Source organism: Caballeronia sp. J97, from assembly GCF_905220305.1.
In the GTDB taxonomy this organism is placed as follows: Bacteria; Pseudomonadota; Gammaproteobacteria; order Burkholderiales; family Burkholderiaceae; genus Caballeronia.
The window spans coordinates 681,875-705,296 of record NZ_CAJMZL010000001.1 but is presented as its reverse complement, the minus strand read 5'-3'; the positions used below and the strand labels follow the sequence as shown (position 1 = coordinate 705,296).

28 protein-coding genes are annotated in these 23,422 nt (G+C 64.7%); 15 read left to right on the top strand and 13 right to left on the bottom strand.

The window, feature by feature from the left end; genetic code table 11:
- Positions 1-2 precede the first annotated feature (2 nt).
- Entirely contained in the window at positions 3-1,358 is a 1,356-nt protein-coding gene (locus U4Y90_RS03205; RefSeq protein ID WP_321792099.1) for a nitrate/sulfonate/bicarbonate ABC transporter ATP-binding protein, read from the top strand.
- Between the two features lie 76 nt (positions 1,359-1,434).
- Here the strand turns inward: U4Y90_RS03205 and U4Y90_RS03200 are convergent, their stop codons facing one another.
- The 3 genes from U4Y90_RS03200 to U4Y90_RS03190 form a co-directional block, all read right to left on the bottom strand.
- Positions 1,435-1,959, bottom strand: coding sequence for a hypothetical protein (locus U4Y90_RS03200; protein WP_321792579.1), 525 nt, complete (start codon positions 1,957-1,959; stop codon positions 1,435-1,437).
- Positions 1,956-2,510, bottom strand: a complete 555-nt coding sequence (locus U4Y90_RS03195; RefSeq protein ID WP_321792097.1) for a hypothetical protein — start codon at positions 2,508-2,510, stop codon at positions 1,956-1,958. The genes U4Y90_RS03200 and U4Y90_RS03195 overlap by 4 nt, the downstream gene beginning before the upstream one ends.
- Before the next feature lie 291 nt (positions 2,511-2,801).
- Positions 2,802-3,869, bottom strand: coding sequence for a sigma-54 dependent transcriptional regulator (locus tag U4Y90_RS03190; RefSeq protein WP_321792095.1), 1,068 nt, complete (start codon positions 3,867-3,869; stop codon positions 2,802-2,804).
- A 580-nt stretch (positions 3,870-4,449) separates the two neighbouring features.
- Between U4Y90_RS03190 and U4Y90_RS03185 the strand changes: the two genes are divergently transcribed.
- The 9 genes from U4Y90_RS03185 (at position 4,450) to U4Y90_RS03145 (ending at position 11,243) form a co-directional block, all read left to right on the top strand.
- Entirely contained in the window at positions 4,450-4,806 is a 357-nt protein-coding gene (locus tag U4Y90_RS03185; RefSeq protein WP_321792093.1) for a hypothetical protein, read from the top strand.
- A gap of 50 nt (positions 4,807-4,856) precedes the next feature.
- Positions 4,857-5,174 (top strand): DUF883 family protein, encoded by a 318-nt coding sequence (locus U4Y90_RS03180; protein ID WP_321792091.1) that lies wholly within the window; start codon positions 4,857-4,859, stop codon positions 5,172-5,174.
- A gap of 69 nt (positions 5,175-5,243) precedes the next feature.
- The gene (locus U4Y90_RS03175; RefSeq protein ID WP_321792089.1) at positions 5,244-5,480 is read left to right on the top strand and encodes a hypothetical protein; all 237 of its coding nucleotides are present in this window, start codon (positions 5,244-5,246) and stop codon (positions 5,478-5,480) included.
- A gap of 354 nt (positions 5,481-5,834) precedes the next feature.
- A complete protein-coding gene (locus tag U4Y90_RS03170) occupies positions 5,835-7,238 on the top strand; it encodes a sigma-54 dependent transcriptional regulator (RefSeq protein ID WP_321792087.1) in 1,404 nt (467 codons plus the stop codon).
- 224 nt (positions 7,239-7,462) lie between these two features.
- Positions 7,463-7,645 carry a hypothetical protein gene (locus U4Y90_RS03165; protein ID WP_321792085.1) on the top strand — a complete coding sequence of 61 codons (183 nt, stop codon included), beginning with the start codon at positions 7,463-7,465 and terminating at the stop codon, positions 7,643-7,645.
- 224 nt (positions 7,646-7,869) lie between these two features.
- Positions 7,870-8,094, top strand: a complete 225-nt coding sequence (locus U4Y90_RS03160; RefSeq protein ID WP_321792083.1) for a hypothetical protein — start codon at positions 7,870-7,872, stop codon at positions 8,092-8,094.
- A gap of 191 nt (positions 8,095-8,285) precedes the next feature.
- Positions 8,286-9,740, top strand: a complete 1,455-nt coding sequence (gene otsA, locus U4Y90_RS03155) for an alpha,alpha-trehalose-phosphate synthase (UDP-forming) (RefSeq protein ID WP_321792081.1) — start codon at positions 8,286-8,288, stop codon at positions 9,738-9,740.
- A 129-nt stretch (positions 9,741-9,869) separates the two neighbouring features.
- The gene (locus U4Y90_RS03150; RefSeq protein WP_321792079.1) at positions 9,870-10,217 is read left to right on the top strand and encodes a chemotaxis protein; all 348 of its coding nucleotides are present in this window, start codon (positions 9,870-9,872) and stop codon (positions 10,215-10,217) included.
- Between the two features lie 114 nt (positions 10,218-10,331).
- Entirely contained in the window at positions 10,332-11,243 is a 912-nt protein-coding gene (locus U4Y90_RS03145) for a YihY/virulence factor BrkB family protein (protein ID WP_321792077.1), read from the top strand.
- Between the two features lie 111 nt (positions 11,244-11,354).
- On the opposite strand, the gene U4Y90_RS03140 is transcribed toward U4Y90_RS03145, so the two are convergent.
- Positions 11,355-12,842 (bottom strand): RNA polymerase factor sigma-54, encoded by a 1,488-nt coding sequence (locus tag U4Y90_RS03140; protein ID WP_321792076.1) that lies wholly within the window; start codon positions 12,840-12,842, stop codon positions 11,355-11,357.
- A gap of 452 nt (positions 12,843-13,294) precedes the next feature.
- Here U4Y90_RS03140 and U4Y90_RS03135 point away from each other — a divergent pair, with 452 nt between their 5' ends.
- Together U4Y90_RS03135 and U4Y90_RS03130 are read left to right on the top strand one after the other, a co-directional pair.
- On the top strand, positions 13,295-13,636 hold the full coding sequence (locus tag U4Y90_RS03135; protein WP_321792074.1) for a BON domain-containing protein: 342 nt from the start codon (positions 13,295-13,297) through the stop codon (positions 13,634-13,636).
- Between the two features lie 325 nt (positions 13,637-13,961).
- Positions 13,962-14,183 carry a hypothetical protein gene (locus U4Y90_RS03130; protein WP_321792072.1) on the top strand — a complete coding sequence of 74 codons (222 nt, stop codon included), beginning with the start codon at positions 13,962-13,964 and terminating at the stop codon, positions 14,181-14,183.
- 93 nt (positions 14,184-14,276) lie between these two features.
- Here the strand turns inward: U4Y90_RS03130 and U4Y90_RS03125 are convergent, their stop codons facing one another.
- Positions 14,277-14,729: a PA2169 family four-helix-bundle protein gene (locus tag U4Y90_RS03125; protein WP_035506253.1), complete on the bottom strand. Its 453-nt coding sequence runs from the start codon at positions 14,727-14,729 to the stop codon at positions 14,277-14,279.
- Between the two features lie 185 nt (positions 14,730-14,914).
- On the opposite strand from U4Y90_RS03125, the gene U4Y90_RS03120 reads away from it, so the two are divergent.
- Positions 14,915-15,166 (top strand): hypothetical protein, encoded by a 252-nt coding sequence (locus U4Y90_RS03120; RefSeq protein ID WP_321792068.1) that lies wholly within the window; start codon positions 14,915-14,917, stop codon positions 15,164-15,166.
- Positions 15,167-15,220: 54 nt separating this feature from the next.
- On the opposite strand, the gene U4Y90_RS03115 is transcribed toward U4Y90_RS03120, so the two are convergent.
- From U4Y90_RS03115 to U4Y90_RS03090, 6 genes are all read right to left on the bottom strand, one after another.
- Entirely contained in the window at positions 15,221-15,793 is a 573-nt protein-coding gene (locus U4Y90_RS03115; protein WP_321792066.1) for a glycine zipper domain-containing protein, read from the bottom strand.
- Between the two features lie 67 nt (positions 15,794-15,860).
- Entirely contained in the window at positions 15,861-16,223 is a 363-nt protein-coding gene (locus U4Y90_RS03110) for a DUF1488 domain-containing protein (RefSeq protein ID WP_321792064.1), read from the bottom strand.
- Positions 16,220-16,759, bottom strand: a complete 540-nt coding sequence (locus tag U4Y90_RS03105) for a DUF4142 domain-containing protein (RefSeq protein WP_415749284.1) — start codon at positions 16,757-16,759, stop codon at positions 16,220-16,222. The genes U4Y90_RS03110 and U4Y90_RS03105 overlap by 4 nt, the downstream gene beginning before the upstream one ends.
- 24 nt (positions 16,760-16,783) lie before the next feature.
- On the bottom strand, positions 16,784-17,335 hold the full coding sequence (locus tag U4Y90_RS03100; protein WP_321792060.1) for a type 1 glutamine amidotransferase domain-containing protein: 552 nt from the start codon (positions 17,333-17,335) through the stop codon (positions 16,784-16,786).
- Positions 17,336-17,462: 127 nt separating this feature from the next.
- Entirely contained in the window at positions 17,463-18,830 is a 1,368-nt protein-coding gene (locus tag U4Y90_RS03095) for an MFS transporter (RefSeq protein WP_321792058.1), read from the bottom strand.
- Positions 18,831-18,929: 99 nt separating this feature from the next.
- Positions 18,930-19,433, bottom strand: a complete 504-nt coding sequence (locus tag U4Y90_RS03090; protein WP_321792056.1) for a YbhB/YbcL family Raf kinase inhibitor-like protein — start codon at positions 19,431-19,433, stop codon at positions 18,930-18,932.
- A 295-nt stretch (positions 19,434-19,728) separates the two neighbouring features.
- Between U4Y90_RS03090 and U4Y90_RS03085 the strand changes: the two genes are divergently transcribed.
- A complete protein-coding gene (locus tag U4Y90_RS03085) occupies positions 19,729-21,207 on the top strand; it encodes a diguanylate cyclase domain-containing protein (protein WP_321792054.1) in 1,479 nt (492 codons plus the stop codon).
- Here U4Y90_RS03085 and U4Y90_RS03080 read toward each other — a convergent pair whose 3' ends face one another.
- Positions 21,208-21,606 (bottom strand): hypothetical protein, encoded by a 399-nt coding sequence (locus U4Y90_RS03080; RefSeq protein WP_321792052.1) that lies wholly within the window; start codon positions 21,604-21,606, stop codon positions 21,208-21,210.
- A 130-nt stretch (positions 21,607-21,736) separates the two neighbouring features.
- On the opposite strand from U4Y90_RS03080, the gene U4Y90_RS03075 reads away from it, so the two are divergent.
- Entirely contained in the window at positions 21,737-22,417 is a 681-nt protein-coding gene (locus tag U4Y90_RS03075) for a TetR/AcrR family transcriptional regulator (RefSeq protein ID WP_321792050.1), read from the top strand.
- Positions 22,418-22,488: 71 nt separating this feature from the next.
- Here the strand turns inward: U4Y90_RS03075 and U4Y90_RS03070 are convergent, their stop codons facing one another.
- On the bottom strand, positions 22,489-23,346 hold the full coding sequence (locus U4Y90_RS03070; RefSeq protein WP_321792048.1) for a shikimate dehydrogenase: 858 nt from the start codon (positions 23,344-23,346) through the stop codon (positions 22,489-22,491).
- Between the last annotated feature and the right edge of the window lie 76 nt (positions 23,347-23,422).

Here is a 23,422-nt window from a genome sequence, read left to right as displayed (position 1 = left end):
CGATGCAGAACCTGAAAAACACGCAGACGTCCGCTGCACAGGGCTTCCAGCGCCCGCAAGGCACGCCGCCGCGTCTCGGCGCGGAGATTCTGCGCGTGCAGAACGTGAGCCGTGGCTTCAACAAGACGCAGGGCGAACTGCTCGTGCTCGACGACGCGAACCTCGCGCTGCGCGAAGGGGAGATCGTCGGTTTGCTCGGACGCTCGGGCTCGGGCAAGTCGACGCTGTTGCGCATCATCGCCGGGCTGATCGAGCCGACCGGCGGCGACGTCACTTATCTGAACGAGCCGTTGCGCGGGCCCGCCAAAGGTGTCGCGATGGTGTTTCAGACCTTCGCGCTGTTTCCGTGGCTGACGGTGCTGCAAAACGTGGAAGCGGGTCTGGAAGCGCAGGGCGTCGGCGCGCGCGAGCGGCGCGAGCGCGCGCTTGCCGCGATCGACCTGATCGGTCTCGACGGCTTCGAGAACGCGTATCCGCGTGAGCTGTCGGGCGGCATGCGGCAGCGCGTGGGTTTCGCGCGGGCGCTGGTCGTCGATCCGACACTGCTGCTCATGGACGAGCCGTTTTCCGCGCTCGACGTGCTGACCGCCGAAAACCTGCGCACCGACTTGCTCGATCTCTGGACGCAAGGGCGCATGCCGATCAAGTCGGTGCTGATCGTCACGCACAACATCGAGGAAGCGGTGTTCATGTGCGACCGCATTCTCGTGCTGTCGTCGAATCCCGGCCGAGTGATGGCCGAGATCAAGGTGCCGTTCAAGCATCCGCGCAATCGCCTGGACCCGGCGTTCCGGCGTCTTGTCGACGATATCTACGCGAAGATGACCGCGCGTCAGATGGACGAAGCGAAGAAAAAGGGGCTCGAGCTGGGAAGCTGGCTGCCGTCGGTGTCCACCAACCTGATGGCGGGTCTGATCGAAACACTCGCGGCCGAGCCGTATCACGGCCGCGCGGACATGCCGGAAATCGCGCGCACGCTGCATCTCGAAGTCGACGAACTCTTTCCGATCGCGGAAGTGCTGCAGCATCTAGGTTTCGCGGATGTGCGCGAGGGCGACATCTTCCTCACGCCGCAGGCGCGCGTGTTCGCGGAGTTCGGCACGCAGGAGCGCAAGATGATGTTCGCGGAGCATCTGCTGCGGCATGTGCCGCTCGCCGCGCGGATCAAGAAGGTGCTGAACGAGCGGCCGGGGCATCGCGCGCCGCGCCTGCGCTTCGAACAGGAACTTGAGGACTTTCTTTCCGACAAGGCCGCGCAGGAAACGCTCGACGCGGTCATCGACTGGGGACGGTACGGCGAAATCTTCTCGTACAACGATCAGACGGAGATGCTGAGCCTGGAGGATGTGGAGGCTTGACCAGTGTCGGTCAGGCTCTCTGAAAGGCGCGGTTGCCGGTGACGGAACCGCGCTTTCCTTATCAGGCCGCGAAAAACTACTGCAAATTGCCCCACCGCTCGACCGCGGGCTCCGCCGATGCCCACTTCCAGCCGCCCGACTGCTGGCAAGCCGTCGCGATGAACCACTCGGCGGGCGCTTTCGCGTCGTCGCCATCGACCACCGAGAACGCGAACTCCTTGCAACTCGCGAGCGCGCTGTTGAACTCGCGCAGCACGCGCACGTCGCCGTGGCCGTTCTCGACCGGCAACGTATGCTTGACCTTCCACGGCCGCGTCTCGCCGACTTGCGACACGCCCGCCGTCACCGCGATCATGACCTGCTGATCCTCGTGCAGCGACTTGGTCACCCGCTTGACGGCCTCGTCGGTGGCCGCCTGCACCGCGACACCCACGCCGAAGCCGATGGCCGGGTTCGTCGTGAACGCGCCCGTCGCGACGCCCGCCACCGCGCCCGTCGCCGCGCCGATCGATGCGCAACCGCTCATGGTCATGCACGCGGCGGCGCCGGCTGCGATGAGGCCGAGACGCAGCGCGAGAGGTACATCGAGCGACAGCGTCATTGCAGCGAGCCCCAGCGCGGCGTGGCCGGTTCGGCGGACGCCCACTTCCACTTGTCGCCGTCACGGCAGACCGATGCGACATAGAACGCGCTGCCGGCGGGGCGGTCTTTCGTCGCGTCGCGATCGACGGAGAACACGATCTCCTTGCAATCGAGCACGCCGCTGCTGATGGTGCGGCTCACCGTCACGCGACCTTTCTCGTCTTCTTCGATCGGCACCGAATGGACGACCTTCCACGGCGCGACTGCGCCCACGGCGAGGGGGCCGGCGATCGAGGCGATCTGATCCTGCGCGTTGGTATGAACGACGCGCTGCGTGTACTGCACGCCCGCGCGCGCCGCGGCGACCGCGCCGAGGCCGATGCCCGTCGCCACCGCGGCGTTGCTGGTGACGCTGTTCGCCACGGCCGCGCCCGCGATACCGGCGCCGGCGGTCGCGCCTTCGCTATAGAGCGAGTTGCATCCGCTGAGGCTTGCGCAAGCGATGGCGCCCGAGATGATCGCGGCGAGCGCGACGGCACGCGGTCCGCGCCGATGAACCCTTTTCTGCATGTTGCTTTCCTTCGTCTTTCGGTCCCCCGATGCTCGCGATCGGGGTTCGAGGGGCTCGAATCTTCTTGAGGTTTGGCCCTCAAGCCACCGCCCGGCAACGCAAAAGCGGCTTCACGCGCGGGCTCCGCGCATTCTGAAGCATGCTTCTAATTACCGCGCTGATAAATTTGCAAGAAATTGCAAGTGCCGGAAGCACGTTTCGATCCGCGTATCGATCGGCGCAAAAAAAAAGCGAGCGCGGACATGCGCGCTCGCTTTCGACATCTTCCGGTCAGAGCCGGAGAAGGCGGCTCAGTTTCCGCTGCCCGAAGACGTGTCGTTGCCCTCCGTGTCCTCGTTCTCGTATGCGCCGAGACGGTTATACAAGGTCTTCAGGCTCACGCCGAGCGCCTTCGCGGCGCGCCGCTTGTCGCCGCCGCAATGCTTGAGCGTGCCGAGGATGATCTGCTTTTGCGCATCGGCGAGCGGGGTGCCGACCCAGACGTTCATCGCGTCGCCCTGCGTGACCGGCTTCTTCACGCGCGACGCGAGATGCGGATGCGCGATCTCCACGGTCTTCTCCGCGAGGATGAACGCGCGATAAACCGTGTTCTTCAGCTCGCGCACGTTGCCCGGCCAGGAATAGGTGCGCAGCACGTCGAGCGCGCGCTTGCTGAAGACCTTGCTCGTGCCTTCCTGCGCGTTCATCTCCGAGAGGAAATGCTGCGCGAGCAGCTCGCGATCCGAATCGCGCTCGCGCAACGGCGGCGCGCGCAGCGGGAACACGGCGAGGCGATACATCAGATCCTCGCGCAAGCCATTCTCTTTCACGGCCGCGACGGGATCGCGGTTGGTCGCCGCGATCACGCGCACGTCCGAGCGGATCAGATCGTTGCCGCCGACGCGAAAGAACGTGCCCGTCTCCAGCGCGCGCAGCAGCTTCACCTGCCGCACGGGCGACATTTCGGTCACTTCGTCGAGAAAGAGTGTGCCGCCGTTCGCGTGCTCGAAATAGCCGATGCGCCCCTGCACCGCGCCCGTGAAGCTGCCTTTCTCGTGACCGAACAACTCGGCCTCGATGAGGTTGTCGGGAATCGCGCCGCAGTTCACCGCGATGAACGGCGCATCCTTGCGCGCGCTGTGATCGTGAATCGTCCGGGCGACGAGTTCCTTGCCGGTGCCCGACTCGCCGATGATCAGCGCGGTGGCATCGGTCGCGGCGACGCGCTCGATTTGCGCATACAACTCCTGCATCACCGGCGACGAGCCATAGAGCAGTCCATAAGACTTCAAGCCCGGCACTTCCCCTGTGTTGCGCCTTCGCTGCGCGGGTGTATCGCCGACCGCGGTGGGCGGCGGATCCAGATCGGTTGACGCCATGTGTCCTGATCGTTCCTGGTTTCTGCGTATGTAGTGGGCGGGTGGCGGCCCGTGCGGCGTCGCCTTCGGCCTGGCGCGGTGCGGCGCGCGCGGCGGCGCAACCGTGGATGACCGCGCATCGGCATAGGACGCGCCCGTGCGCGCTGCCCGTTGTGCTCACGCTGCTCCGCGAGCCGCTTTTCCTGGTTGAGCGTCGGTCAGGCATCGTCTGCATCGGGTGCTTTCGCAGCGCCGGATCGTCGCAAACGAGCCTATCTCATAAACGCTATTTAACCATTCGCAATGACATTGCGGCAATGCGCGGGCCACGCTCCGGCGCATTTTGTCGGAGCGCGGCGTCACGGCCGCGGCGTCTCCGGAAAGGTTCTCCTTTACCCGCTGAAAATTTACAAGACGACGACGTAATTGTTACCCGATCATCGGCCGATCCGGGCGATGTACGCGCTTCACGGCCCCGGCGTGACGGGCGTGGCATGAAAGCTGCGTAAGCGCTGTCATCGTGATTCTTATTCGAAAGTTCGCCGAAGGGCATCGAACCCGAGGCGCGCACACGAGGATGGGCGAGAGAGGCAAAAGCATCATGGAAGACTTCTTGAATTTCGACGGGGGCGCATATCCGCGCACGAGCCCCACGCGGCAGGTCCGCACGCGACGCCCGCAGGCTTCGGCCGGCGGAAGCCAGGAACTCGCGGCCGGCGAGCCGATCGACATCTTTCACTGGGCCGCCGTCGCGCTCGTGACCGCGCTGATGTGCGCGGTGCTAGGCTATGCGGCGGGCACACCCGCGCTGGCACGTGCCGCGAATGTGACGAGTCTCGTGTTCGGCGCGATGGGCGGCGCCTTGATGGCAAGTGGCGTCGTGCGAAGCCTGCGCGCGCGGATCGCGGCGGGCGACCGGCTACCCGTGGCCGGCGTGCCGGTCGCCGAGACGCGTTGATTGCGCGACGCCCGGACCGACAAACCCCACTTGGGCGAGGACTACATTTCATGAGTCAAACGACTGTCCAGCTTGCGTTGGGCAAGCAAAAGATCATCGAAGACATCAAAGTGCTGCTGAACGATTCGGAGGAACTGCTGCGGCTCTCGGCGACGCTGCCGGGCGAGGGCGTCGACGCGCTCCGCTCGCGTCTGCGCGATCACGTCGATGCGGCGCGCAATGCGCTCGACGATGCGCAGGCGAGCGCGCAAAGCCGCTATCGCGCAGGTGTCGACTGCACCGCGAAATACGTGAAGGACAACCCGTGGCAGTCGCTCGGCGTGGCTGCGGGCGTCGGATTTCTGCTGGGGCTTCTGGTTTCCCGCTGAAGGGCCGCGTCGCGGCGGCCGTCGATCGATCTCGGCGGCGGATTTTGTTGACGATGGGAGAGAACACAAATGGCACGACCTTCGATCGGAATTTTCGGCGCGCTGTTCGCAGTCGGCAGCGTTCTCGCATGGAAGTGGGTGCAGTCGCGGGACGCCGTCGGCCGACGCACGGCGCGCGACTTGAACCGGTGGGAAGACGAGGGCGGCAAGGTGCTGACGCCGGCGACCGGCACGGGCGCGCAACCCGTGAACGGACATGGCACGGTCGGCGGCACCGCCGATGCGTGGCATTTCCCGCGGAGTTGATGCGCTTTCGAACTGACTGCCCGACTTCGGCAACCTGAAGCGGTGATCGATTTTCAATGATGTGATCAATGAAACGCACGCTGAAACCAGCGTGCGTTTTCATCTTGATAAACGCTTATAATCATTGAAACTCGGCAATAAGTTGCCTAAATGGCAAAACTTACGCGGGTTTGAGCCAAGCGTGCAGAGCATCGGAAATTATTTTATTTATCGCGCATTTTGCGCGGCGGCGATCATCCTCGATCGGCCGTAACCGCGAATCGCACCGGCCCGCGCGGCGCCCCAGCCGCACGGAGAAGACCACGCCACCACCGGCGTGTGACCCTGAAACGCTTAGGAAGAATTCGAGACGCAATGCCACACGTATTGATTGTCGATGACGATCCCAGTACCCGCGAGGCGCTAGCCGCGATCATCGGCGAAGACGGACTGACGACGGCCACCGCCGGCGATCTGCGCGAGGCGCGCATCCAGCTCGTGCGACAGACGCCGGATGTCGTTTTCACCGATCTCAAACTGCCCGACGGCACGGGCGTCGATCTCTTCGAGGATCTCGACCCGCGCTCGGGCGTCGAGTTTATCGTCATCACCGGGCACGCGACGGTGGAGTCCGCCGTCAGCGCGCTCAAGATGGGCGCGGCGGATTACCTCGTCAAGCCGATCAACATGCAGCGCGTGAAGGCCATCCTGTCGCGGCTGCCGCGCGCCGGCGACCTGAAAGCGGAGATCGGCACCCTGCGCGGCGAACTGCGCCGCATGGGCCGCTTCGGCTTGATGCTGGGCAACTCGCCCGCGATGCAGACGGTCTACGACCAGATCGGCCGCGTCGCGCCGACGGCCGCATCGGTGCTGCTGATCGGCGAGTCGGGCACCGGCAAGGAAGTGGCCGCGCAGACACTGCATGAGCTCTCGCTGCGTCGCAAGCACTCGTTCATCGCGGTGAACTGCGGCGCGATCTCGCCGAACCTGATCGAATCGGAAATGTTCGGTCACGAGCGCGGCTCCTTCACGGGCGCGGATCGTCAGCACAAGGGTTATTTCGAGCGCGCGAACGGCGGCACGCTGTTCCTCGACGAAATCACCGAGATGCCGATCGAGTTGCAGGTGAAGCTGCTGCGCGTGCTGGAAACCGGCATGTTCATGCGCGTGGGCACGACCAAGGAGATCGAGACGGACGTGCGCCTGATCGCCGCGACCAATCGCGATCCCGAGCAGGCGGTGCTCGAAGGCAAGCTGCGCCTCGATCTCTATCACCGGCTGAACGTGTTCCCGATCAATCTGCCGCCGTTGCGCGAGCGCGGCAAGGACGTCGAACTGCTCGGGCAGGCGTTCCTCGACGAGCTGAATTCCCGCTACGGGACCAAGAAGGAGTTCCCGCCCGCCGTGCGCGAGATGCTGGCTTCGTACAACTGGCCGGGCAACGTGCGCGAGTTGAAGAACTATGTGCAGCGCGCCTACATCATGTCGGCGTCGGATTCGGACAGCACGGCTACGGTGCCGCTGCAGATTTCGCTGTCGAAGCCGTCGGCGGGCACGGCGGTGACGATTCCGTTCGGCACGTCGCTCGCGCAGGCCGACCGGCAACTCATCCTCGCGACGCTGGACCAATGCGGCGGCGTGAAGACGCGTGCGGCGGAAATCCTCGGCATCAGCCTGAAAACGCTCTATAACCGGCTCGTCGAATACGGCGAGGACGCGAACAAGGCCGCGGTCGGCGACGGCGGCGACCTGAGCGATTCTGACAGCGAACATCCCTGAACTTCGCTTATCTTTAGACAAAATCGGGCGCCTGCGGCTTTGAAACCGCAGGCGTTTTTCATTGGCAGGCGCGTTTTCTACGCCGATAATGTGACAGAAGGTGCGGACCCGATGAGTCCGAGGGGCATGCCCCTTGCTGCCGATCGAATGACATCCGTGCACTGTGCGTGAGGCGTTTCGCGCGGATGGGGAAAGTACGATCACAAGACCGCAAGGAGCCCGTCATGCCACTCGAAGCCCAGACGCCGCAGCCCCCCGACCCGCCGGTGACGCCACCCGATCAGCCGCCGCCCACGCCGATGCCGCCGGACACCAATCCGGACCCGACGCGCGAGCCGCCGACGCCGCCGTCGCAACCGATCGGCGATCCGCCGCCGGGACCGGGTGAGACACCGCACGTGTATTGACGCTGTCGAAGGATGCAGGATCGCAGGCGTTGGACAATGCCCAGAATTCGTGCAAGGTTTGAATAAGTTTCTATCCCGTAGGTAGGGATTACAACGGATAACGCAACAATGACCGGCGGCAGTTGTTGTCGCCGGTCGTTTTTTCTGAAGCCGCGCTCATTGCAGCGCACCGGTCCGACGCCGCCGACGTCACTATCGCGACGGCCTTCTTCTCTGGAGGCATCATGAGGCATCCCGCACTCCGACGCTCCGCGCGTCACTCGTCCAAGCGCGAAGCGCGCGCCGAAGCCGCCAAGACAGCAGCCGGCGCGCCGCCCGCGGACCACGATCCCGCCGCTCAGAACCGCCCCGCACCGGGCGCTCCGCCCGATGGCGAGCACAACCAGGGCGGCGTGCGGCGCGAGGGAATCGACTATCAGCGCGACCTGGGCTCCGAGCAGGACGCGTGATTCCGGCCGGCGGAAGCACCCGGCATAAGAATAAAAATTTCTACGCGACGCGTGTTCGTCGCGTGTTTTCGTTCGTCCGTAACATCTCCATACAAATTTTTATTTACAAAGTTCAACAAAAAGGCACGGCTTTTGCATACCCTTGATCGCCAATTCGAGCATGCAACGACAACTGATGAGGTGATGTTGTAATGAGCAGATTGATCGTGGTATCGAATCGCGTCGCACCGATCCAGGAAGGCAAGCCCAGCGCGGGCGGCCTCGCGATCGGCGTTCTGGACGCGCTCAAGGAGACTGGGGGCGTGTGGTTCGGGTGGAGCGGCGAAATCGTCGGCGAGGCGGGCGCGCCTGTCATCGAGACGAGCGGCAAAGTAACCTACGCAACGGTCGGACTCACCCGCCGCGACTACGACCAGTACTACCGAGGTTTCTCGAATGCCACGCTGTGGCCGACATTTCACTACCGCAACGACCTCTCGCGCTTCGACCGGGAGGAATACGCGGGTTACATGCGCGTCAACGCGAGCCTCGCCGCGAAGCTGAAGACGCTGCTCAAGCCCGATGACATCATCTGGGTGCACGACTATCACATGCTGCCGTTCGCGCACGAGTTGCGGAAGCTCGGCGTCGCGAACCCGGTCGGGTTTTTCCTGCACATTCCGTTTCCGGTGCCCGAGATGATGCGCACCGTGCCGCCGCACGAGGAACTCATCCAGGCGATGTGCCAGTACGATGTCGTCGGCTTCCAGACGGACAGCGACAAGCAGTCGTTCATCGATTACGTGGAGCGCACGAGCCGCGGGCACTACAACGACGACGACGGCATGTTGCAGGCGTTCGGCCGCATGCTGAAGGTGGGCGCGTATCCGATCGGCATCTATCCGGACGCTATCGCGAAGTCAGCCGAGCAGTTCGCCAACCGCAAGCAGGTGAAGAGCCTGCGCGACAGCATGCGCGGCCGCAAGCTCATCATGAGCGTCGACCGTCTCGATTACTCTAAGGGTCTCGTCGAGCGCTTCCAGGCGTTCGAGCGCCTGCTGCTGAACGCGCCGGGCTGGCATGGCCGCGTGTCGCTCGTGCAGATCGCGCCGCCGACGCGCTCGGACGTGCAGACCTATCAACGCATTCGCCAGAATCTGGAGGGCGAGGCGGGGCGCATCAACGGCCGCTTCGCGCAGCTCGACTGGACGCCGATCCAGTATCTCAACCGCAAGTACGAGCGCAATTTGCTGATGGCGCTGTTCCGTCTTTCGCAGGTTGGATACGTGACGCCGCTGCGCGACGGCATGAATCTCGTCGCGAAGGAATACGTCGCGTCGCAGGATCCGGCGGACCCGGGCGCGCTCGTCCTGTCGCAGTTCGCGGGCGCGGCGGATCAACTGCCGGGCGCGCTCGTCGTCAATCCGTTCGATCTCTCGCAGATGTCCGAAGCGCTGGAGCGCGCATTGTCGATGCCGCTCGCCGAGCGTCAGGCGCGTCATGCCGACATGATGGCGCCGCTGCGCGAGAACAATCTCTCGGTCTGGCGCGATTCGTTCATGTCGGACTTGCGCAGCGTTGCGACCGCGACGTCGGTGACCGAAAAGACCGTCAAGACGGTGAAGCAGGGCGCGAGCGGGGCGAAGCGCCCGGCGGCGAAAGCCTGAGCGCGCAAGCAGCGCCTTCTCGCATCCACGGCCCCGCGCTTCGGAAGCAGCGCGGGGCTTTTTCATGCCGCGCACCGGCACGCTCGCGGAACGGACCTTGCGGCTCCTTCATGGACTACGAAGGAGGTCATGATGAGCGGAAGCACATTGAACCCGCCCGAAGACGACGGCGTGGAATACGGCAAGGGGCACGGCACCGGCGCGCTCGGCCCGAGCGATTCGTCCGACAGCGGCTCGGACGTGCAGGGAGAAAAGCGCTACCCGGGTGACATCGAAGACGAGCTCGACGCTCATGCGCTCGGCCAGTCCGAAGCCGAGCTGAACAGCGATACGGACCGCTACGGCACGGGCGAAGCGGCATCGGCGGACGGCGACAACAATCTCGAGGCCGACGCCGACATCCTGCCCGACGAAATCGAGGATGAAACGCGCGGTATCGCCGACGAAGACGCAGCCCCGGACGCCGATCGATCCTGATACGCGGCGGCGACGCGAACCGGACGCGGCGCGCTCCCTGCGGAGCGCGCTTTTTTTGCACGCGCGTCGCGTGGCGGCTAACATCGTCGGTTGACACTCCGAGTCACGCTCACGATGGATCAGGACGTTTCCGCCACTCAATCCGCGCCCGTCGCTTCGGGCCGCACGTCGCGTTTCGGCTGGCTTTCGTGGATCGTCGACCCGGTCACGCAATGGTCGCAGGACCACTGCCTGATGTTCTCGGCGGCGATCGCGTTCTTCGCCGCATTCTCGCTCGCGCCGACGCTCGTCATCGTGATTGCGGTGGCGAGCGTCTTCTTCGGCGCCGATGCCGTGCAAGGCCGGCTCTTCGACGAGATCAGCGGCGTCGTCGGCGTCGATGCGGCGCACGCGCTGGAGGCGATCGTCGCGAACGCGTGGCACGCGGATATCGCGCGCAGCACGGCGATTCTGTCGATCGCGGGCGTGCTGATCGGCGCATCGGCGACATTCTCGTCGTTGCACAGCGCGCTCAATGTCATCTGGCCGACGCCCGCCGTGAGCACGCGCGAAAGCATCGTCACCCTGCTGCGCGTGCGGTTGATGTCCTTCGGGCTGGTGGTCGGATCGGGGCTGCTCGTCGCGGTGCTGCTCGTGCTCGATGCGCTTGTCGAGATACTCGGCCATTGGGTGCTCGGCGACGGCAGTCCGTTCATCGTCCTGTCGGGACTTACGCGGCGCGCGATATCGCTCGGGGTGCTGATGATCGCGTTCACCGTGCTGCTGAAGTTTCTGCCGACGACGCGCATGCTCTGGCGCGATGCCGCGCTCGGGGCCGCCGCCGCCGCGCTGCTCTTCGAGGCGGGCAAGCGCCTCTTCGCGTTCTATCTCGCGCACGCGGGCACAGCGAACATGTTCGGCGCGGCGGGCTCGCTCGCGGTCATCCTCATGTGGCTGTACTACTCGGCGGCCGTGTTTCTGCTCGGCGCGGAGCTGGCGGCGACCGCCGCGCGCAAGCGCACGCATCGGGCGTCGGGCTGGCGCTGAGCAGCGGCAAAAAAAGGCCGTCCGCGAACGGACGGCCTGTCGGCTACGCTCTTGTCGCTCAGGCGCCTCGCTTGACCGGGTCGTCGCCGAGCGCTTGCGAGCGTGAAAACGCTACGCCTGGCGGCGCAATTCGGCGGGAGGCACCTTCATCAGATGCCGATACTTCGCCACCGTGCGACGCGCGACGATCACGCCCTGATCCGCGAGCATCTTCGCGAGGCTCACGTCCGACAGCGGATCGCGCGTGTTTTCCTTCGAGATCATCTCCTTGAGCAGCGCACGCACGGCCGCGGCCGAGCATGTGCCGCCGCTTTCCGTGGAAAGCTCGCGCGGGAAGAAGTGCTTGAATTCGAAGATGCCGCGCGGCGTGGCCATGTACTTGTTGCCCGTCGCGCGCGAGATGGTCGACTCGTGCAGGCCGAGTTCATCGGCCACGTCGCGGAGCACGAGCGGCTTCAGCGCGATTTCGCCGTAATCGAAGAATGCCTTCTGATGCGACACGATGCATTCGGCCACGCGCTGAATCGTCGTAAACCGCTGCTGCGCGTTGCGGATCAGCCAGCGCGCTTCCTGCAATTGCTGCGCGAGCGGCGAACGGCTCGCGCCCGCCGATTGCGCGAACAGCTCCGCGTACATGCGATGGATGCGCGCACGCGGCAGCACCGCCGGATTGATCGTCACCACCCATTGCTTCTTCGCCTGACGCACGATCACGTCCGGCACGACATAGTTGTCCTCGCTCTGACCGTAGTTCTCGCCCGGTTTCGGATCGAGGCGACGCACGAGCGCGCAGGCGATGCGCAGTTCATCCGCGCTGCAGCCGATCTTCTTCTGCAACTCGGCCTGCTCGCGGCGCGCCAGGCGCTCCAGATGATGCGCGACGATCTCCAGCGCGACGGCGCGGCCCGGCGTGTTTTCGTCGAGCGCTTCGAGTTGCAGCGTCAGGCATTCGGACAGATTGCGCGCGCCGACGCCTGGCTTGTCGAGCGACTGCACGAGCCTGAGCGCGATGATGAGCTCGTCTTCGTGCAGCGCGGGTTCGATTTCGACGACCTCCGCGAGCTCGCTCAACTCCTGACGCAGATAGCCGTCGTCGTCGAGCGCTTCGATGATGAGTTGCGCGACCGCGCGATCGCGATCGTTGAGCTGATAGAGACGCAGTGCGTCGTGGAGCGTTTCGTGCAGCGACGGCTCGATGCGCACCCACTCGGCGGGATCGGAGCCTTCGCCGTCGCTGTTGTTGCGCGCGGCGCCGCGGCCGAACGGATCGGACGAGAACTCGCTCACGGAATCGTCGCGCGAGCCGGCATCGGCGCTTTGCTCGCTGTCCATGCCGGTCTCGGGCGCGAGCGGCGCTTCCGCGGCGTTGTCCGACGCGGTCGACAACGTGGGTTCGCTCATCGAGTTGCCGTTGTCGGCGCCGAGCGCGTTGTCATCGGTCTGCGACTCGTCGTATTCGAGAAAGGGATTGGTATCCAGCGCGTTTCGCAGTTCCTGCTGAAACTCCAGCGACGAGAGTTGCAGAAGACGAACCGACTGCTGAAGACGCGGCGTGAGCGCGAGCGTTTGCTTGGCGCGGAGTTCGAGTGTAGGCGGCATTGCTTGCTAATCCTCGATTGTTCTGGACGTAGTTGGGCAGGTTTGCGAGGGTTTAAAGCAACAGCCGTGCCACCGTCCGATAAGCTCGCGCCGCGACTACGTTTTTTGTCGGCGACTTGTCACTTTCGAAGGCTTCGCGCGGCTTCTTTCACGCAGTTTTTACACGCGCTCAGACAAAAGCGCCGCGGGTTTCAGCGGTGTCGCAATGCGCGCGGGCAGGGCGTCTTAAGCGCGTCGAAGATTTGTTCGGCGACGCACGAAGGCCTTGTCCCACGGTGCTTTTCCGCGGATTTCGCCGAACTGCGAGCGCGCGTTCGTACGATCCGGCACGCAAGTTGCGGATCGAAGGTCACGATCCGCGTGCTACGGCGCGGACGTCATCGAAGAGCCGCGTCGCACGGCAACGCGCGAACGGGGCGCCAGGCCAAAATCGAAAAAATGGGAGTATTGCCATGAAGACGACTCAAATCCTTAAGGCAGCAGGCGGTATCGCGTGTGTCGTGTTCGCGCTCAACGTCGGCGCGCAGACCAATTCCGCATCGTCGACGAGTGGTTCGGGCACGTCGGTCGGCCAGAAGGTCGACGACAGCGCGATCACCACCAAGGTGAAGGCCGAGCTGCTCGGCGCGAAGAACGTCAAGTCCACGCATATCCACGTGAAGACGCGCGCGGGCGTCGTGTCGCTGACGGGCACGGTGCCGTCGGCGGAAGATAAAACCGCCGCGGAAGAAGTCGTCTCGAACGTCTCGGGTGTTGCTTCCGTGAAGAACCATCTTAAAATTGCCGCCAAGTAATGGCATAGTTCGTATGCCCGGCTCGCCACGGCGGGCCGCGGCTGAGTGCCAGCAGTACGGAACCCGCGCGGGGTCCGACGATTCGCCTCACGAGGCGAGGAATCGGGCGAAGCGCGGGTTCTCGCATGGAGGCATCGGGTTCACGTCGCATCGCCCGGTGCTTCGGTCGCAAGTTCTCGCATGACGCTTCACGCAGTGCGCATCACCTCGCAGCACTTCGAAATTTAAAAAACGAGTACGGCCGTTCAGGTCGGCACTTACACAGGCGGCTCACGAATGCGCAGTAGCCCGGCGTTCAGAGGCCGCCGGCAAAAAGGAGCTCTTCATGAAGACGAAAAAGATGGCATTGATCGGCGCGCTCGCGCTGGCATTCTCGACCACGGCGTTCGCGCAGGCAGCCTCCGATGCGGCAGCCTCGGCCCCGATGGCGAAGAAGCAGAAGGGCACCAATCTGCATCAGCAGAACAAGGCGCACAAGCTGAAGGGCGCGTCGGCAGCGGCGGCAGCTTCGGCGCTCGGCACGAACGACAAGGGCGCACCGCAGTAACGCGCGTCGCTCGATCGCCTGACGCACAAACGGCCGCTTCACGCGGCCGTTTGTTTTTGTGCGGCCCTTCAGACGGGCCGCGCGCTGCTCGCATCAGGACTTCGCGGCCGCATACTGATCGCGCAGATCGCGGATGCGGTCGTGGTTCTCCAGCACGCCCTGATACTGGCGTTCGACGATCGCGCGAACATCGGCGGGGAGATCCTTGTCGAGCGCCTGACGATAGTTCTTCTTCGCGGCATCCTCGCCGCGCTCGCATTCGGCGAGAATCGCGTGATCGCTGTGGCCGCTCACCGCCGATTTCACGTCGACCCAGCCACGATGCAGCGCGCCCGCCACCGAGCCGCCGGTTTCGGGCTTGCCGCCCAGTCTTGCCACGACGTCCTGCAATTCGCGGGCGCCTTCCGCACACTTCTGCGCGCGGTTCTGGAACAGCAGCTTGAGGCTTGGGTCGCGCGTATCCTCGGCGGCCTTGAGAAAGCCCTTTTCTCCGTCCTTCGAGGTTTCGACCAGATCGTTGAGTACCGATACGACATTCGTGCTCATATGAGACCTCCTTTTCGTTTCGACATTGCCACTGCGCAGCCTCCCTGCGGGATGCGGCTCGCCGATTCATTGCGCACGCAGCGTGCCCGCCTGACGCCCGCACGGCACGTGATTTGCTGTTGAAACCTCACTACAGCGCGCATCCGATTCGAGACGCGCGCACGAAACGGCAACAGGAGAACGCAGTGAAATTTTTCAACCGGCTCGCGCATCGCGAGTATCTGGTGCTGGTCGCGCTGGCGGCTTCGGCGCTGACCTTGCATGTCCGCCAACAGGTTATCGACGCGCAGGCGCAATCCGCGCAGGCACCGCGCGCGGACGATGGGCGCATCTGTGAGCCACCGGCCGCGCGACCCGGGAAAGCGCGCGTGCTGCCTGCCGATTGCGGCGTTCGGTCCGACGCGCGGCCGAATCGCACGCACGCGTTCTGGGTCTGAAAGCGAACGCCCGCGTGTAGCGGGCGTTCTCATCGATGAAGGAAGGGCGAACGGTCAGGCGCGCGTGTGCGCGAATTCTCCGACCGGATGCGGCGGCTGCAGCGGATCGAAGTCGCTCCAGCGGCCTTGCTTCCAGCGGCCCGACGCGCGTTCGATATCCATGCCGCCTGCCGCGCGCAACTCGCTCGCGGCCTGCTCCTGCGTTTCCGGCGATACGTGCACGGCCACCAGCACGCCCGCATGACGCGCTGGTTCCTCGGCCTGTGCTGCGGCTCCGGGCTTCTTCGTATGCGACATCGCGCCGACGAGCGATCCCACGTAAGCCCCGACGCCCGCAGCGATCACCGATACGAGCAGCGGCGCATGAAACACGGCGAATATTGCCGCGCCGACCACGGCGCCCACCACCGCGCCGATCGTCACGCCCTTGCCGGCGCCTTTGGGCGCGCCGCTCGCTCCCGCATCCGTGCCGACATCGCCGCCGATCGGATGGCGCGCGTGCTGGCCGCTCGGATTGACGAAGAACAGCGTCACATCTTCTTCGAGGAAGCCTCGGGCGAAGAGCTTCTGGGCTGCCGTCTCGGCGGCGCGAAAGGTCTGAAATCGGCCCGCGATGATCAGGGACATGTTCCCTCCTTGTTCGCTTGGGTGGCTTGGGTGGTATGGGATGCGTCGCGCTGAAGGTCGCGCCGGCTCACTCCGGCTCAAGGCCGGCGACGCGGAACAATCCGCTCCTGAGGACGGCGGGCTGGCCGCCGTTGTCGTCGAGCACCTCGGCGCACACCGCGCGGATGCGCGCCGCGCCGCCCGCGAAGGCGTCGAGCAGATCGTCCTCGCGCGCGGATTTCGCGCCGAAGTGATCTTCGAGCGCTTCGGCGGTGATCGAACACACGACCGGTTCGCCGTCGATGAGCGCGGCGAAATGGACGGCGAGCTCGTCGCCGTCATAAATGGGGGGATCGTCTGCAAACGTGATATGCATGGTCGAGTCCTCATAAGCGGGACGGGAAGCGCAACGAAGCGCGGCGGCGGATTCGGCGACCTGCGTGAGACTCATGACGCCGCCTTCGTCTTGGCGAGCTGCTGCGCCATCTCGTAGTGATGGCTGATGACCGGCAACGCCTTCGTCGCCGCTGCCTTCAGCGCGGTGTCGTTGCCGCTTTCGCTCTCTTTTCTGAACAGTTCGACGGCCTTCTGGTGCCCGCCCACGGCTACCTTTTCAATATAGGCTTTGTCGAACTCCGCGCCCTGGAGATTTTGCAGACTGCCGATCACGGCCGAGTCCGCAGTGCTCGGCGCGGTGATGCCGTGACGTTTCGCGAGCACGTCGAGATTGCGCGCGAGCTTCGTGTGATCGACGATCATGCGCTGCGCGAATTCCCGTACTTGATGATCGGACGCGCGCGCGAGCGCGAGCTTGCTCGCCGCGAGTTCGGTCGCGCCCGCCTGACCGGCGTCCTGCAGGAACTGCTGATCGATGGGCGAGAGCTTCTCGCCCGGCGTCGCGCCTTGCGCCTGCGCCTGCGCCGCCGGCGCGATGGCGGCGGCCGCCGCCAGCAACAACGCGATCAATGACCTGGACGATCTCGACATGGGCATGTCTCCTGTACGTTGAGATCAGGCGGCGCGCGCCTTGCCGAGCGCCTCGATCAGCGCCTTGTTGAACGCCGGAAGATCGTCCGGCTTGCGGCTCGTGATGAGATTGCCGTCGATCTGCACTTCCTGATCGACCCACGTGCCGCCCGCGTTGCGCACGTCGTCCTGCAGGCTCGGCCAGCTCGTCATCGTGCGGCCCGCCACGATGCCCGCCGAAATCGGCAGCCAGCCGCCGTGGCAGATCACCGCAATGGGCTTCTTCGCGCGGTCGGCGTCCTCCACGAAGCGCTTTGCCTTCGCGTCGAGGCGGATCGCGTCGCTATTGACGACGCCGCCCGGCAACACGAGCGCGTCGTAATCGGCGGCATTGACGGCGTCGAAGGTCGCGTCGACATTCACCTTGTCGCCCTTGTCGATGTGCCTGAAGCCCTGAATCTGACCGGGCTTCTGCGACACGACATCGACCTTCGCGCCCGCTTCCTCGAGCGCGCGTTGCGGCTCGACGAGTTCCGCCTGCTCGAAGCCGTCGACGGCGAGAATGGCGACCTTGCAGCCGTTGAGGGAAATGGCCATGAACACACTCCAGGTTGCTGATTTCGAACGTTCCGCGTGTGCGGAATCCACGCCCGAAGTTTCAGCAAAGGCTGTGCCCAGCGAGAGCGGCCGGAGGCGACAGGAAAGGAGGGTGCAGAAGCTTGCGTCAGGCGGTTTCGACGCTGCGCTTGCCGGTGAGACGAAGCACGCTGACGACAGCCGCGGCCGCCGCGAACACGGCGGCCACCGCAATGGCGATCACCGCGCCTTGCTTCGGCGCGACCCCGAAGATCAGGGCGACGAGCGCCGCGCCGAGCGTTTGCCCGGTGAGGCGCGCGGTGCCGAGCATGCCGCTCGCGCCGCCGCTGCGATGACGCGGCGCGGAGGCGAGCATCTGACGATTGTTGGGCGACTGGAAGAGCCCGAAGCCCAGTCCGCAGACGGCCATGCGCCATGCGATGTCGAGTGCCGTCGGATGCGCGCCGAGGCTCGCGAGCAGCACGAGACCGACCGTGAGGATGGCGAGCCCGATGCCGCCGAGCAGCCCGGCGGAATAGCGATCCGCGAGCACGCCGGCGAGCGGCGCGACGAACACGATGACGAGCGGCCAGGGCGTCATCAGAAAGCCGGTCTCGACCTGGCTCATGCCGAAGTTGTTCTGCAGCAGGAACGGCAGCGAAACGAACGCGAGCATCTGCGCGCAGAACGAGCACACCGATGCCCCGACCGACAGCGCGAACACCGGAATGCGCATCAGATCGACGGGCAACAGCGGCGCGCTTTGCGTCAGTTGCCGTTTCACGAAGAAGTAGCCGATGATCGCCGTCGCGATGATCTCGCCGACCAGATACGGTCGATGCTCGCCGTGCCCGATGCCATCGACGGCGACGATCGCGATGCCGAAAAAGAGCGCGTTCATGATCGCGCTGATGTAGTCGTACGGCTGACGGTGCCCCGGCGTGCGCGGCATCGAGTTCCAGCCGATCGCGAACGCCGCGACGCCGATCGGCACGTTGATCGCGAAGAGCCATGGCCATGTAGCGACGGAGAGCACGCCGGATGCGACCGTCGGTCCGATCACCGACGAAATGGCGACGACCGTCGCGTTGATGGATACGCCGCGCCCCAGTTGCTCGTGCGGATAGATGATGCGCACGAGCGCGGTGTTCACGCTCATGATGCCGGCCGCGCCGAAGCCCTGGACGACGCGCGCGATGGTGAGCGCGACGAGCGAGCCGGACAGCGCGCACGCGAACGACGACACCGTGAAGAGCGCGAGCCCCGTCATGTAGACGCGCCGGTAGCCGATGCGATCGCCGAGCGACGCGAGCGGCAGGAGCGAAATGGTGATGGTGAGCTGATACGCGTTGACGACCCAAATGGAGTCGGCGGGGGACGCATTCAGATTGCGCGCGATGGTCGGCAGCGCGACGTTGGCGATGGCGCCATCGAGCACCGCGAGCGTGATGCCGAGCGCGACGACGGCAATGGCCCAGTATCGCTGGGGCAGCGGCAGACCTTTATCGGAGTCCATCGATGGGCGGGAAGTGGCGGCGGCGCATTGTATGACGCGCCGTTTTCAAATGGCTTGGATGCGGGCGCGGCCGCGAGGGGCCGCCCCTTGCTTGTGCGCTTACTTCAGCTCGTAGAGTCCGGTGTAGGTCGCCGAGTCGATCTCGTTGAGATGCGTCATGAAGCGCGCGACCGCGTTGGTCACGTTGCCGTCGAGCGGCAGGCTCTCCGCGGAGAGCGCGTGGATGCGAAAGATATAGCGATGCGGCTTGTCGCCACGCGGCGGCGCCGCGCCGCCGAAGCCGACCGTGCCGTAGTCGTTGCGAAGCTGCAGCGCGCCTTGCGGCAGCAGACTGCCGTCGGCCTTGCCGGCGTTGCGCGGCAGCGAGCGCACATCGGGCGGAATGTTGACGACGATCCAGTGCCAGAAGCCGCTGCCGGTGGGCGCGTCGGGATCGTAGACGGTGAGCGCGAGACTGCGCGTATCGGCGGGCGGATCTTCCCATTGCAGCGCCGGGGAGACGTTCTCGCCCGAGCCGCCGAAGGCTTGCTGGTCGAATTCCTGCGCGTGCGTCATGAAGCCGTTCGCCGGAAATTCGTCGGACCAGATGCGGAAATCAGCCATGAGAGTCGAGCCTCCTTCTTCTAGCGATGTGAATGGATGCGGCACGGCGCATCGGACTGCGTGGTGCCGCGAGCCTTGCGTGGACCGGCGCAGCAACCGTGCCCGGGGAGCAAGGACGAAGCCAGTCGAGTGTAGCATCCGCCCCCGATATCCGGCGTGAGCGCGAATGCCACGGCGGCGGGCGCGCGCATCGGACGATCAGGCTCCGGAAACATGACGCGCGCTACAATAATGAGATGAATTCACGCACCAGTGAGCGACCCATTTTGAGCCGGCGCGAGCCGAAAGGATGACCATGCCAAACGACCCGCGCCGCGCTGCCGGTCAATTCATGCCGGCGAGCCTGCCGGAGGACGATGCCGACATGTTCGACCTCGCGCCCGTCTCGCTCTGGCTCGAGGACTTCAGCGCCGTGCGGGAGCAGTTCGAGCACTGGCGGGCGGCGGGCGTCACCGACTTGCGCGCGTTTCTCACGGAGAATCCCGGGCACGTTGCCGAGTGTTCGTCGCGCATTCGGGTCGTGAAGGTCAATCAGCGCACCCTCTCGCTGTTTCACGCGAAGGAGGTCGATCATCTGGTGCAGAATCTCGATCGCGTGTTCCGCGACGACATGCTCACCACGCACGTCGACGAGCTCGAGCAGTTGTGGTCCGGCAAGACGCGCTTCGTGAGTCAAACGGTCAACTACACGCTCGACGGCAAGCGACTCGACGTGCTGCTCAAGGCGGTCATTCTGCCGGGACACGAACAGACGTGGAGCCGCGTGCTCGTCACGATCGAGGACATCACCGAGCTCGAAGCGATGCGCCGCACGGCCGCCGCGAGCGAACTCTACGCGCGCGGGCTCTTCGAGCATTCGCCGGTGTCGCTTTGGGTCGAAGATTTCAGCTCCGTGAAGGCGCTGTTAGACGATGTGCGCGAGCGCGGCATCGTCGACTTCCGCACTTTCACGAACGTGCATCCGGAGTTCGTCGAGCGCTGCATGCAGGAGATTCACGTCCTCGATGTGAATCAGCACACGCTGCGCATGTTCGCCGCGCCCGACAAGGCGACGCTGCTTTCGCGCCTGCCCGACGTCTTTCGCGACGACATGCAGCAGTACTTCCAGGAGCAGCTCATCGATCTGTGGGACGGCAAGCTCTTCCAGCAGCGCGAGGTGCTCAACTATTCGCTCGAAGGCGGCGAGGTGCACGTGCATCTGCAGTTCTCGGTGTTCCCGGGACACGAAGCGCGCTGGGATCTCGTGCTCGTCGCGCTGACCGACATCACCGCGCGCAAGAAGGCCGAGGCGTATCTGGAATTCCTCGGCAAGCACGACGTGCTCACGAAGCTCAAGAATCGCTCGTTCTATATCGATGAAATCAATCGCCTCGAACGCAAGGGCCCGTTCCCGGTGACGGCGATCGCCGTCGACGTGAATGGCCTCAAGGCCGTCAACGATCAACTGGGCCATGCCGCCGGCGATGCGCTTCTGCGGCGCGCGGGCGAAGTGCTGGGCAAGGCGGTGGAGAAGCCGTTCCAGGCGGCGCGCATCGGCGGCGACGAGTTCATGGTGCTGCTGCCCGGCACCGACGAGCGCGGCGGCGAGACGGTGATCGAGAGCATTCGCCAGTTGCTCGAAGTGAACAACCAGTTCTATTCGGGCAATCCGCTTTCGTTCGCGATGGGCGCGGCCACCGCGCACGACGGCGAGCGCCTCGAACCGATGCTGCAACGCGCCGACGCCGCGATGTACGCCGAAAAGCGCGCTCATTACGACGGCAAGAGCGAGTGACTACTGCGGCCGCGTGACTTCGTCGATACCGCGATCGAGCGCCGGGCACGCTTCGGCGATCTGCTTCTTGTACTCGGCCGGATTGCTTGTTTTCAGCTTGTCGAAGCGATCGACGGTCGGTTGCGCCTGCGCGAGGCCGAGCTTCCATTCGCCGTCGAAATCGGGTGCGTCGGGATAGCTCGTGCGCACGACGTCCCTGAAACGCGCGACCTTCGCCGCGTCGATATGACAGACGTCCGCCGCGCCGCGCGCGATATTCGCGCTCGTCATCACACCTTCGGCGGCGGCCAGTTCCTTCGATGACGGATGGCCCGGCGGCATCGCCGTTTGCGCCGTCGAAGCAAGGCACCATGTGGCCAGAATGGAGAGAACGGGAAAGATCGAACGCTTCAGTCGCATGTCGTTTTCGAATTGTCCGTGGGGTGGAAAAATTATAGGTGAAGCCCTCTGTACCGGGCGCCTGTTATGCCGAGGATGCGTGGATAGCGCGTGCTAGAATCGATTTTCAATGCCGTTCTCAGACAGAAAAATGAAAAAAGGAAGCAAGGCCGCTAGCGCTGCGCCCTCGTCGACCACGGAGCAAGGGCGGCGCAAGTACGATCCTGAGGAGACCAAGCGGAACATTCTCGACATCGCCACGCAGGAGTTTTCGGCGATGGGCCTGGCCGGTGCGCGCGTGGACGCCATCGCGGAGCGCACCAATACCACGAAGCGCATGCTGTACTACTACTTCGGCAGCAAGGAAGGGCTGTACGAAGCAGTATTGGAGCAGGTTTATGGCGATATTCGCGCGCTCGAGCAGGAATTGCAGCTCGCGGAAATGGAACCGGAGGAAGCGCTGCGCGAATTCGTCGGTTTCACGTTCGACTATCACGACAAGCATCGCGATTTCGTGCGGCTCGTCACGATCGAAAACATTCACGGTGCGAAGTACATCGAACAGTCGAAGACCTTCAAGGCGCGCAATTCGACGGTCGTGAAGACCATCGAGGATCTGATCGCGCGCGGTGTCGCAGCGGGAAAGTTTCGCGACGACGTCGATCCGATCGACCTGCATCTGATGATCAGCTCGTTCTGCTTTCACCGTGTGGCGAACCGTCATACATGGGGTGCGGCGTTCGGGCGCGATCCGTCGGGCACGCGCTCGCGTGCGCGTCATCGCGAGATGATCGTCGATGCGGTGCTGCGCTTCATGCGGCGCGACGGCTGATCTTTTCCTCGCGCAAACGACAAAACGGCGACGCTCTCACGAGGTCGCCGTTTTTCATCGACGTCGATGCTTCAACGTTCCAGCAAGCTCTGGAAATGCGCGAACATGCGCTCGGCGTCCGGCTCGCGGCCGGTGAAGATGCGCAATGCATCGACTGCCTGGCACACCGCCATGCCGCCGCCGCTCACGGTGCGGCAACCGAGCGCCTTCGCCGCTTTCAGCAGTTCGGTTTCGAGCGGGAAATAGACGATCTCCGCAACCCACAATTCCTTGTGCAAATACGCGGCGGGAAGGGGCAGCCCGGGCAGCTTCGCCATGCCGGTCGGCGTAGCGTGGATGAGACCGCTCGCCGCCGCCAGCGTTTCGCGCAGGTCGCCGCCGCTTTTCACGACGCGATCCGGAAAGCGCGCCGCGAGTTCGGCGGCGAGCGAGGCGGCGCGGGCATCGTCGGAATCGAAAAGCGTGAGTTCGCGCGCGCCCATCGTGAGCGCTGCGTGCGCGACGGCGGCACCCGCGCCGCCCGCGCCGAGTTGCACGACGCGCTCGAGCGGCGCGCCGGGCAGCCCGCGCTGGAACGCGCGCGCGAATCCCGACCAGTCCGTGTTGTAGCCGATGCGCTTGCCGTCCTTCAGCACCACCGTGTTGACGGCGCCGAGCGCGCGCGCGTCGGGGTCGAGGTCATCGAGCAACGGGATCACGCTTTGCTTGCACGGATACGTGATGTTCAGGCCGTCGTAATCCATGCGCTCGGCGGCGACGAGCAGATCGGGCAGGGCGGTCGGCTCGAGTTCCAGCGCCTGCAGGTCGATGCGCCGGTAGACGTAATTGAGCCCGAGATTGCCGCCTTCCTTTTCGTGCATGGCGGGCGTGAGCGAGCCGCCGATGCCCGATCCGATCAGGCCGATGAGATACGAAGTCTTGTTGGTCATGCGAGCGCTCCGGCATGGGTGGGCACTGCATGGATGCTGCAGTGCGAAATTGAATACGCCGCAGTGTGAACGCACG